We start from the raw sequence: 11,672 nt of genomic DNA, 5'->3' as shown, positions 1-11,672 counted from the left end.
AGCTCAAGTCTGGTGCTGTGCAAGGGCTTTCCGTACGGGACAAAGATAGCTACCGTCCCTGAGGTGTACAGGACATAGGACGCAACCGGTTCCGGTGTGACGGCGCACTCCGGAGCAAGCCAACCGCCCTTTGGGGGTAGTCCCGAGCTCCCGCACGGCACCCCCTGACACAGCCCCCTCCGGAGGCATTGCGTGCACAGCAAACGGTCCAGACTCCGCAAGTCTTTGGCGCTCCTGACCGGAGCGCTCCTCGCCGGCACCTCGCTCACCCTCTCCGCCCCGACCGCGGGTGCCGCCGACCCGGACGCAGGACGTCCGGCCGCGGCTCCGGTCGCGGACGACTTCCAGCAGGTCACCCTCGCCAAGGGCGAGGAGGAGATGGGCGAGCCCATGACCATGGCGCTGCTCCCCGACGGCCAGGTCCTCCACACCTCGCGCGACGGCAACCTGCGCCTGACCGACACCGGCGGCACCACCACCGTCGCCGGCACCCTCGACGTGTACTCGCACGACGAGGAAGGCCTCCAAGGCGTCGGCGTGGACCCGCAGTTCGAAGAGAACCGCGCCATCTACCTCTACTACGCCCCGCCCCTCGACACTCCCGCGGGCGACGCCCCCGAGACCGGCACCGCGGCCGACTTCGAACCCTTCGACGGCGTCAACCGCCTCTCCCGCTTCGTCCTGAACGAGGACGGCACCCTCGACAAGGACAGCGAGAAGAAGGTCCTCGACGTACCCGCCAACCGCGGCACCTGCTGCCACGTCGGCGGCGACATCGACTTCGACAAGGACGGCAACCTCTACCTGTCGACCGGTGACGACTCCAACCCCTTCGCCTCCGACGGCTTCACGCCGATCGACGAGCGCGAGGACCGCAACCCCGCCTTCGACGCCCGCCGTAGCGCCGGCAACAGCAACGACCTGCGCGGCAAGGTCCTGCGCATCAAGGTCGCCGAGGACGGCTCGTACACCAACCCCGAAGGCAACCTCTTCGAGGAGGGCACCGAGAAGACCCGCCCCGAGATCTACGCGATGGGCTTCCGCAACCCCTTCCGGATCAGCGTCGACAAGCCCACCGGTGTCGTCTACGTCGGTGACTACGGACCCGACGCGGGCGCGGCCGACCCGGAGCGCGGCCCCGCAGGACAGGTCGAGTTCGCCAGGGTGACCGAGGCGGCCAACTTCGGCTGGCCGTACTGCACGGGCGACAACGAGCCCTTCAACGACTACGACTTCGCCACCGGCACCTCCGGCGAGAAGTTCGACTGCGCCGCCCCGAAGAACACCTCGCGGCACAACACCGGACTCACCGACCTGCCGGCCGCTCAGGCAGCCTGGATCCCGTACGACAACGACTCGGTCCCCGAGTTCGGCTCCGGCTCCGAGTCCCCGATGGCCGGGCCCGTCTACCACTACGACGCCGACCTCGACTCGAAGGTGAAGTTCCCCGAGGAGTTCGACGGCAACTTCTTCGCCGGTGAGTTCGGCCGGCAGTGGATCAAGCGCATCGAGCACGACGGCGCCGGCGACGGCACCGTCCAGTCCATCAACGACTTCCCCTGGACCGGCACCCAGGTGATGGACATGCAGTTCGGCCCGGACGGCGCGCTCTACGTCCTCGACTACGGCACCGGCTACTTCAACGGTGACGAGAACTCCGCGCTGTACCGCATCGAGAACTCCACCGACGGCAGCTCGCCCGTCGCCGAGGCGAAGGCGGACGTCACCAGCGGACAGGCGCCGCTCGACGTCAAGTTCACCGCCGAGGCCAGCGACGCCGACGGTGACGAGCTGACCTACAGCTGGGACTTCGGTGACGGTGCGACCTCCACCGAGCAGAACCCTTCGCACACCTTCGAGAAGAACGGCACCTACGCCGCGACGGTCACCGTGGAGGACACCACCGGGCGCACCGGCTCGGCCTCCGCACACATCACCGTGGGCAACACGGCGCCCGAGGTGAAGCTTGAACTCCCCAAGGACGGGCAGCTGTTCACCTTCGGTGACAAGGTGCCGTTCAAGGTGACGGTCACCGACGCCGAGGACACCGAGATCGACTGCAGCAAGGTCACGGTCACCCACATCCTGGGCCACGACAGCCACGGCCACCCGGTCACCTCGGCCAACGGCTGCGAAGGCACCCTGCAGACGTCCGAGGACGGCGAGCACGACCCGAACGCCAACATCTTCGGAGTCTTCGACGCCGAGTACACCGACCAGGGCGCGAACGATCAGCCGCCGCTGACCACCCACGACCAGAGCATCGTCCAGCCCAAGCACCGCCAGGGCGAGCACTTCGACGAGTCCGAGGGCGTCAAGGTCACCAACCACACGCCCGCACACGGCGGCAAGACCGTCGGCGACATCCACAACGGCGACTGGATCTCGTATCAGCCGTACGTCCTCGACAACGTCACCGAGCTGACCGCACGCGTCGCGTCCGCCGGCGCCGGCGGCACCCTCGAGGTCCGTGAGGGCGCCGTGGACGGAGAGCTCCTCGGCTCCGTCGCCGTCGAACCGACCGGCGACTGGGAGACGTACACCGATGTGAAGACCGAGCTGAAGGCGGGATCCGCGGACAGTTCGGAGCTGTTCCTGGTCTTCAAGGGCGAGGGCACCGACTCGCTGTTCGAACTGGACGACTTCACCTTCACGACGAGCTGAACAGGAGGTCATCATGCGCGCAGCAGCACGCATCGCCACCGCGGCGGCAGCGGCCGCCCTGCTCATCGGCTGCGTCTCGGGCCCTGCCTCGTCGCAGGACCCGGGGCCGAACGGCGGATCGTCCGCGAAGGGCGGGTCAGGCTCATCCGGGGGTGACGCCTCGGCCGAGAAGAAGGTGCTCGTCTTCTCCAAGACGGGCGGCTTCCGCCACGACTCCATCCCCGACGGCATCGCCGCCATCCAGAAGCTGGGCGAGGAGAACGGTTTCGCCGTCGACGCCACCGAGGACGCCGGCGAGTTCACCGCCGACAACCTCGGTCAGTACGACGCCGTCATCTGGCTCTCCACCACCGGCGACGTACTCGACGAGGCCCAACAGGACGCCTTCGAGGGGTACATCAAGGACGGCGGCGGCTACGTCGGCGTCCACGCGGCTGCCGACACCGAGTACGACTGGCCGTTCTACGAGGGCCTCGCAGGCGCGTACTTCGAGTCGCACCCGGAGATCCAGGAAGCCACCATCGACGTCGAGGACCACGGCCACCCGGCCACCAACCACCTCGGCGCCACCTGGGACCGCACGGACGAGTGGTACAACTACCGCTCCAACCCGCGCGACCGTGCCCGCGTCCTGGCCACCCTCGACGAGAGCTCGTACAACGGCGGCAGCATGGGTGAGGATCACCCGTTCGTCTGGTGCCAGGACTACGAGGGCGGCCGGTCCTTCTACACCGGGGCCGGACACACCAAGGAGTCGTTCGCCGACCCGGCCTATCTGCAGCACCTGTTGGGCGGCATCAAGTGGGCCGCCGGTGACTCCCAGGCCGACTGCCGGCCGGAGCAGGGCTACACCAAGCTCTTCGACGGCACCTCCACCGACGGCTGGAAGCAGGCGGGACCCGGCTCCTTCACGCTGGAGGACGGCACCCTCACCACCGAGGGCGGCATGGGCATGCTCTGGTACGAGGCCAAGGAGTTCACCTCGTACTCGCTCAAGCTGGACTGGCGCATGGAGGGCGACGACAACTCCGGGGTCTTCATCGGATTCCCGCCCTCCGACGACCCCTGGTCCGCGGTCGACAACGGCTATGAGATCCAGATCGACGCCACCGACACCGAGGACAGGACCACCGGGTCCGTCTACGGCTTCCAGTCGGCTGACATCGAGAAGCGTGACCAGGCCCTGAACCCGCCGGGTGAGTGGAACACCTACGAACTGCGGGTCGAGGGCGAGCGCCTGAGGATCTACCTCAACGGCGTGGAGGTCAACGACTTCACCAACACCGACCCGGCACGCAGCCTCGAGCAGGGTCACATCGGCATCCAGAACCACGGAGCCGAGGACCAGGTCTCGTTCCGCGACATCCGGGTCAAGGAACTGCCCACCACGCCCGGCGAGGGCGACTAGTCGGCGGCGGGCGGGGGACGCCGGACCCCCGCCCGTCGTCTCCACCCACCGGACCGGCCCGCGACGCGGCAGTCGCTGTGCCGCGGGCCCCAGCCGCCACTGGGAAGGGTCCGGTTCTCCGAGTGTTCCGGTGCGCGCCGCCCAGGTGGCGCGCACCGGAAGTACGCAGGCGGGCGCGCACCTGTGGGGCCGAGGGCCCGGGGGCGCGACCGCCGTGCGTGCGAACCGGTGCGTGAGGACGCCCCCCGCGTCCCGTCGCTGAATGATCAGGAGGCAGCCGTGTCCACGTCGTCCAGGTCCCGTTCCCACTCCGTGACCGCCGGGAGCTCCCCGGCTCCCACCCCAGCCGGCACACCGACCGGCGGACCGGGAGGCGGGCCCGCGCCCGTCGGGGTGTGGCTGATCGGCGCTCGCGGCTCCGTCGCCACCACGGCGATCGTCGGTTGCGCCGCCGTGGCGGGGGGTCTGCACCCCGCCACCGGCATGGTCACCGAGACCGCCCCCTTCGCCGGCAGCGGCCTGCCCGCCCTCGGCTCGCTCGTCTTCGGCGGGCACGACACCGTCGACTGCCCGCTGCCCAAACGCGCCGAGGCACTCGCCGCCGGGGGAGTGCTGCCGTACGGGCTGCCCACCGCACTCGGCGCCGAACTCGCCGCCGCCGACGCGGAGATACGCCCCGGCGGACCCCTGCCGGGCGACAGCCGCGACGACGCGGCGCTGATCGACGGATTCGCCGCCGACCTGCGGGACTTCGCCGAACGCCGCGGCCTCGCCCGGGTCGTCGTCGTCAACGTCGCGTCCACCGAACCCGTACCGGAGCAGGGCGACCGACTGCCGGCCAGTTCCCTCTACGCGGCCGCCGCCCTGCGCGCCGGCTGCCCCTACGTCAACTTCACACCCTCCACCGGCCTGCACCATCCCGCGCTCGCGGAGGCGTCCGCCGACGCCGATGTGCCGTACGCGGGCCGGGACGGCAAGACCGGCCAGACACTGCTGCGTTCCGTGCTGGCGCCGATGTTCCTGCAGCGGGCGCTCGACGTACGCGCCTGGTCCGGCACCAACCTGCTCGGCGGCGGCGACGGCGCGGCGCTCGCCGACCCGGGCGCCGCGGCCGCCAAGAACGCCGGCAAGGAACGCGTCCTCACCGACGTCCTGCCCGGCAACCCCGAGGGCCAGGTGCACATCGACGACGTGCCGGCCCTCGGCGACTGGAAGACAGCCTGGGACCACATCGCCTTCGACGGATTCCTCGGCGCCCGGATGGTCCTGCAGACCACGTGGCAGGGCTGCGACTCCGCCCTCGCGGCGCCGCTGGTCCTCGACCTCGCGCGGCTGCTCGCCCGCGCACACGAAGCCGGCCTGAGCGGATCGCAGCCGGACCTCGGCTTCTACTTCAAGGATCCGGACGGCGGCTCGTCCGCCCTCGGGGAACAGTTCGGCGCCCTGCTCGACCTGGCCGGCAGACTCGCTCCGGCCACCGAGGGCGGCGACGCGTGAGCGCCCGGGACTGGGCCGAACTGCTGCGGGTCTCCGCCGTGTTCACCGTGCCGGGCGACGCACTGGCCGGAGCGTCCGCCGCCGGCCTTCGGCCCAACGGCGGGACACTGCTCGGCCTCGGCTGCTCCCTGTGCCTGTACGAGGCGGGCATGGCCCTCAACGACTGGGCGGACCGGGCCGAGGACGCCGTCGAGCGTCCGGAGCGTCCGCTGCCGTCCGGCCGCATCGCTCCGTCGGCGGCCCTCGCGGCCGCCGGTGCCCTCACGGCCGCCGGGCTCGGCCTGGCCGCCGTCGCCGGGCGCCCCGCTCTGGCCACCGCCACGGCCCTGGCCGGCGCGGTCTGGGCGTACGACCTGGGCCTGAAACACACCCCGGCCGGGCCGGTGGCGATGGCTGCCGCCCGCGGTCTCGACCTGCTGCTGGGGGCGACGGCCAGCGCGGGGCGGGGTGCGGATCCCGGCACGGGGGTGAGGTATTCCGGAGCCGGGCGCACGGCCTCAGCCGGCTCGGCAGCGCCGCAGGTGGCGGCCGCGCTACCCGCGGCCGCGCTGCTCGGCGTCCACACCCTTGCGGTGACCACGGTGTCCCGTCGTGAGACGCAGGGCGGTTCCGTCGTGGCGCCCCTGGCGGCACTCGCCACCACGGCCGCGATCGGACGGTACGTGTGGGGGCGGGGCACCGTGCGACGCGCGGCGGCCGGACGCCTCACCCGGACCGAGCCTGCGGGGAGCGAACCCGGCACGCCGTCAAACGCCTCCGTCACCCCCACCGACGTGGCACGGGGCGCCCTCGCCGCCGGGTACGCGGTGACCGCCGCCCGGCCGTTCTTCCATGCCGCGCTCAACCCGTCGCCCGAGCTGACCCAACGTGCGGTCGGCGGCGGCATCCGGGCCATGATCCCGCTGCAGGCGGCCTTCGCGGCCCGCGCCGGACGGCCCGGGGCCGCACTCCTGACGGCCGCCCTCGCACCCCTCGCCCGCACCCTGGCCAGGAAGGTGAGCGTCACATGACCGGACCGCACTTCGGATACGGCACCAACGGACTGACGGACCTCCGCCTCGACGACGCCCTCGGACTCGTCGCCGACCTCGGCTACGACGGCGTCGGCCTGACCCTCGACCACATGCACCTCGACCCGATGGCGCCCGACCTGGCGGCCCGCACCGCACGGGTGGCCCGGCGCCTCCAGGCGCTCGGTCTCGGCGTCACGGTCGAGACCGGCGCCCGCTACGTCCTCGATCCGCGCCGCAAGCACGGTCCCTCCCTCCTGGACGCCGACCCCGAGGCCCGCTCGGCGAGGGCCCAACTGCTCTGCCGCGCGGTGCAGGTGGCCACGGACCTGGGTGCCCACGCCGTGCACTGCTTCAGTGGCATCACCCCGGAAGGCACCAGTGACGACACCGCCTGGGCGCGACTCACCGAGAGCCTCGCCCCCGTACTCGAGACAGCCACGGCGGCAGGCGTGCCGCTCGCGGTGGAGCCGGAGCCCGGCCATCTGCTCTCCTGCCTGGCCGACTTCCACCACCTGCGGCAGCGGCTCGGCGACCCGGAGATGCTCGGACTCACCCTCGACATCGGCCACTGCCAGTGCCTGGAACCGGCGTCACCGGCCGACTGCGTCCGCGACGCCGCGCCCTGGCTCCGCCACGTCCAGATCGAGGACATGCGCCGCGGGGTCCACGAGCACCTGCCGTTCGGCGACGGCGAGATCGACTTCCCGCCGGTCCTGGAGGCCCTCACGGACGTCGGATACCAGGGCCTGACGGTCGTCGAATTGCCCCGCCACTCCCATGCGGGTCCCCAACTGGCGGCAGAATCAATTCACTTCCTGCGCTCGGCCGCTGCCGCGGCATCCGGGGACCCCCATGCCCAGGAACCCCGGCACACCACCCCTGGTACCTCCGGCACCTCGACACCCGAATCGGTCGCGGGGGCTGCCCGATGACCACCACGGCCGACGCACTGCGCACCCACCTCCACTCCGTACTCGATCAGCCCGCGAAGGACTGGCTCGACCGAGCCCTGACCCAGGCCGCTGCCGCCACGCCGCCTGCGGAAACCTCCTCCGACGCCCCCCGACAACCCGTCCCCGCCTGGGAGTTGCGTCTCGCCGAGGCCGGCCGCCGCTGCGGCCAGGCCCACGCCGACGACTCCCGAGTGCTCCTCCTGCTCACCGCCCGGCCGGACCCCGCCGCACTCCGCCCGCTCTACGATCGCGGTACCGCCGCCGAACGCCGCGCCGTACTGCGCGCCCTGGACGAACTGGTGCCCGGCCCCGAGTCCGTACCCCTCGTCGAGGACGCACTGCGCACCAACGACACCTCCCTGGTCGCCGCCGCGCTCGGCCGTTACGCCGCCGAGCATCTCGACGCCCACGCCTGGCGGCATGCCGTGCTCAAGTGCCTGTTCACCGGCGTGCCGGTGGACTCCGTGGCCGGACTCGGCCAACGGGCCGTAGGCGACGAGGAGTTGGCCCGCATGCTGCACGACTACGCACGCGAACGCACCGCAGCCGGCCGCACGGTCCCGGACGACCTGCACCGCGTCCTGGACCTGACCGCCCCGCCCGCCGAGCGGGGACATCTCCCGGCGGCAGCCGGGGGAGCGTCCTCCAAGGAGTCCTGATGCGCATCTTCGACCCGCACATCCACATGACCTCCCGCACCACGGACGACTACCAGGCGATGCACGCCGCCGGCGTACGGGCCGTGGTCGAGCCGTCCTTCTGGCTCGGCCAGCCCCGCACCTCCCCGGCCTCCTTCTACGACTACTTCGACTCCCTCCTCGGCTGGGAGCCCTTCCGCGCGGCGCAGTACGGGATCGCCCACCACGGCACCCTCGCCCTGAACCCCAAGGAGGCGAACGACCCCCGCTGCACTCCCGTCCTCGACGAACTGCCCCGGTATCTCGTCAAGGACAACGTTGTTGCGGTGGGAGAGATCGGCTACGACTCCATGACACCGGCCGAGGACACCGCCCTCGCCACGCAGCTCCAACTGGCCGCCGAACACGAGCTGCCCGCCATGGTGCACACTCCGCACCGCGACAAGCTCGCCGGTCTGCGCCGCACCCTCGACGCCGTCCGCGAGTCCCCGCTCGCCATCGACCGGGTCCTCGTCGACCACCTCAACGAGACCACCGTGCAGGAGGCCAAGGACAGCGGCTGCTGGCTCGGCTTCTCCGTCTATCCGGACACCAAGATGGACGAGGACCGCATGGTCGCCATCCTGGAGCGCTACGGCCCGGAGAAGGTCCTCGTCAACTCCGCCGCCGACTGGGGCAAGAGCGACCCGCTCAAGACCCGCAAGGTCGCCGACGCGATGCTCGCGGCCGGCTTCGGCGAGGACGACGTCGACCTCGTCCTGTGGCGCAACCCGGTCGCCTTCTACGGTCTCAGTGGCCGGCTGGCCCTTCACCTCGAGGAGACCGGCGCCACCCACGAAGGGAACTCGATCCTGCGCGGAGGGGAGTGACCCATGCGCTTCCGGCACCCCGACGGATCCACCGTCCACCTCGCGTACTGCACCAACGTCCACCCGGCCGAGACCCTGGACGGCGTACTCGCCCAGCTGCGCGACCACTGCGAACCCGTCCGCAGGCGGCTCGGCCGCGACCGGCTCGGCATCGGTCTCTGGCTCGCCCGCGACGCCGCCCGGGCCCTGGTCTCCGACCCGGCCGCCCTGCGCGGACTCCGTGCGGAACTGGACCGACGCGGCCTCGAGGTCGTCACCCTCAACGGCTTCCCCTACGAAGGGTTCGGCGCCGAAGAGGTCAAGTACCGCGTGTACAAGCCCGACTGGGCCGATCCCGAGCGCCTGACCCACACCACCGACCTCGCGCGGCTGCTCAGCTCGCTGCTGCCCGACGATGTGACCGAAGGAAGCATCTCCACCCTTCCGCTGGCCTGGCGCACCGGCTACGACACGGAACGCGCCGGCCACGCGCACGCCGCGCTGCGCACCCTGGCCGAGCGCCTCGACGCCATCGAGGAGCTCACCGGCCGCTCCATCCGGATCGGCCTCGAACCCGAACCGGGCTGCACCGTGGAGACCACCGCGGACGCCATCGCACCGATCGGTGCGATCGCACGCGACCGCATCGGTGTGTGCGTCGACACCTGCCACCTCGCCACCTCCTTCGAAGATCCGTCCACCGCCCTCGGCGCCCTCGACGCCGCGGGCATCCCGCTGCCGAAGGTCCAGCTCTCGGCCGCCCTGCACGCGGAACAGCCCCGGCTCGCCTCGGTGAGGCAGGCGCTCGCCGCCTTCGACGAGCCCCGCTTCCTGCACCAGACCCGCGCCCTCACCGCCGACGGCCTCCAGGGCACCGACGACCTGGGCGAAGCTCTCGGCGGAGCCGTCCTGCCCGACGACACCCCGTGGCGCGCCCACTTCCACGTCCCGCTGCACGCGGACCCCGCGCCCCCGCTCACCTCCACCCTCCCCGTCCTTCGGGACGCACTGACCCTGCTGGTCGGCGGGCCCACGCCCCGTACGCGTCACCTCGAGGTCGAGACCTACACGTGGCAGGCGCTCCCCAGCGAGCTGCGCCCCCGTGGCCGCACCCAGCTCGCCGACGGAATCGCCGCCGAACTCACCCTGGCCCGCGACCTCCTGGTGGACCTCGGACTCAAGGAGCTGCCATGACAGACACCGCCCCCGAGCCGTCCACCGGCCCGACTCCGCTCCTCGTCCTCGATGTCGTGGGACTCACGCCCCGTCTCCTCGACCACATGCCGCACCTCAAGGCCATGGCGCAGCGCGGATCGAGCGGCCCGCTGGGCACCGTGCTGCCCGCCGTCACCTGCGCCGCCCAATCCACGTTCCTCACCGGCACCCCGCCCGCCGAACACGGCATCGTCGGCAACGGCTGGTACTTCCGCGAGCTCGGCGACGTACTCCTGTGGCGCCAGCACAACGGACTGGTCGCCGGGGACAAACTCTGGGACGCCGCCCGCCGAGCCCACCCCGGCTACACCGTGGCCAACATCTGCTGGTGGTACGCCATGGGCGCGGACACCGACTTCACCGTCACCCCGCGCCCCGTCTACTACGCCGACGGCCGCAAGGAACCCGACTGCTACACCCGGCCACCCGCCCTGCACGACGAACTCACCGACAAATTCGGCACGTTCCCCCTCTTCCACTTCTGGGGGCCGGGTGCCGACCTCGTCTCCTCGCAGTGGATCATCGACGCCACCCGGCACATCCTCGACACCCGCACCCCCGACCTCGCCCTGTGCTACCTCCCGCACCTCGACTACGACCTGCAGCGCTTCGGCCCCGACGACCCGCGCTCGCACCAGGCGGCCACCGCCCTGGACGCCGCCCTCGCCCCGCTGCTCGACGACGCCCGCCGCACCGGCCGCACCGTGGTGGCCCTGTCCGAGTACGGCATCACCCGCGTCAGCCGCACCGTCGACATCAACCGCGCCCTGCGCCGGGCAGGACTCCTCGAAGTCCACACCCAGGACGGCATGGAGTACCTGGACCCGATGGCCTCCCGCGCCTTCGCCGTCGCCGACCACCAGATCGCGCACATCTACGTCCGGCGGCCCGAGGACCTCGACGCCACCCGGGACGCACTGGCGGACCTCGACGGCATCGACCAACTCCTGGACGACGAGGGCAAGAAGAGCCAGGGCCTCGACCACCCCCGAGCCGGCGAACTGGTCGCCGTGGCGGAACCCGACGCCTGGTTCACGTACTACTACTGGCTCGACGACGACCGCGCGCCCGACTTCGCGCAGCTCGTCGAGATCCACCGCAAACCCGGCTACGACCCGGTGGAACTCTTCATGGATCCCAAGGACCCCTATGTGAAGGTCAAGGCGGCCGGCGCACTGGCCCGTAAGAAGCTGGGCATGCGCTACCGCATGGCCGTCGTGCCACTCGATCCGGCGCCTATTCGAGGCAGCCACGGCAGGCTCCCCGACGACCCCGACGACGGTCCGCTCATCCTGTGTTCCACCCCCAGTGCCGTCAGTGGCCCCATCGAGGCCACCGACGTGAAATCGCTCCTGCTCCAACTGGCCGGTCTCCACTGAAGCAGAGACCACTGACAATCCGTGCCGCCCAAGGGACCGGCACCGGCTGTCACCGCA

The 11,672-nt window shown here is 71.4% G+C and carries 9 protein-coding genes; all 9 read left to right on the top strand.

Features of this window, described 5'->3' with window-relative positions:
- The first annotated feature begins 192 nt into the window (after positions 1-192).
- The 9 genes from DSC45_RS26300 (at position 193) to DSC45_RS26260 (ending at position 11,615) form a co-directional block, all read left to right on the top strand.
- On the top strand, positions 193-2,664 hold the full coding sequence (locus DSC45_RS26300) for a PQQ-dependent sugar dehydrogenase (protein ID WP_240434862.1): 2,472 nt from the start codon (positions 193-195) through the stop codon (positions 2,662-2,664).
- Positions 2,665-2,677: 13 nt separating this feature from the next.
- On the top strand, positions 2,678-4,072 hold the full coding sequence (locus tag DSC45_RS26295; RefSeq protein ID WP_119294424.1) for a ThuA domain-containing protein: 1,395 nt from the start codon (positions 2,678-2,680) through the stop codon (positions 4,070-4,072).
- Between the two features lie 393 nt (positions 4,073-4,465).
- Positions 4,466-5,569, top strand: coding sequence for an inositol-3-phosphate synthase (locus DSC45_RS26290; RefSeq protein ID WP_240434865.1), 1,104 nt, complete (start codon positions 4,466-4,468; stop codon positions 5,567-5,569).
- Positions 5,566-6,579 (top strand): SCO3242 family prenyltransferase, encoded by a 1,014-nt coding sequence (locus tag DSC45_RS26285; RefSeq protein ID WP_119294423.1) that lies wholly within the window; start codon positions 5,566-5,568, stop codon positions 6,577-6,579. Before DSC45_RS26290 ends, DSC45_RS26285 begins: the two co-directional genes overlap by 4 nt.
- The gene (locus DSC45_RS26280; protein WP_119294422.1) at positions 6,576-7,514 is read left to right on the top strand and encodes a sugar phosphate isomerase/epimerase family protein; all 939 of its coding nucleotides are present in this window, start codon (positions 6,576-6,578) and stop codon (positions 7,512-7,514) included. The genes DSC45_RS26285 and DSC45_RS26280 overlap by 4 nt, the downstream gene beginning before the upstream one ends.
- Positions 7,511-8,194: an EboA domain-containing protein gene (locus DSC45_RS26275; RefSeq protein ID WP_119294421.1), complete on the top strand. Its 684-nt coding sequence runs from the start codon at positions 7,511-7,513 to the stop codon at positions 8,192-8,194. Before DSC45_RS26280 ends, DSC45_RS26275 begins: the two co-directional genes overlap by 4 nt.
- Complete coding sequence (locus tag DSC45_RS26270; protein ID WP_119294420.1) at positions 8,194-9,042, top strand: TatD family hydrolase; 849 nt, start codon at positions 8,194-8,196, stop codon at positions 9,040-9,042. The genes DSC45_RS26275 and DSC45_RS26270 overlap by 1 nt, the downstream gene beginning before the upstream one ends.
- A gap of 3 nt (positions 9,043-9,045) precedes the next feature.
- A complete protein-coding gene (eboE, locus tag DSC45_RS26265) occupies positions 9,046-10,215 on the top strand; it encodes a metabolite traffic protein EboE (RefSeq protein ID WP_119294419.1) in 1,170 nt (389 codons plus the stop codon).
- Positions 10,212-11,615: an alkaline phosphatase family protein gene (locus DSC45_RS26260; RefSeq protein WP_119294418.1), complete on the top strand. Its 1,404-nt coding sequence runs from the start codon at positions 10,212-10,214 to the stop codon at positions 11,613-11,615. The genes eboE and DSC45_RS26260 overlap by 4 nt, the downstream gene beginning before the upstream one ends.
- The last annotated feature ends 57 nt before the right edge of the window (positions 11,616-11,672 follow it).

The organism is Streptomyces sp. YIM 130001 (assembly GCF_003574445.1).
GTDB lineage: Bacteria > Actinomycetota > Actinomycetes > Streptomycetales > Streptomycetaceae > Streptomyces.
The sequence above is the reverse complement of the archived record's forward strand: the minus strand, read 5'-3'. Positions and strand labels throughout refer to the sequence as shown.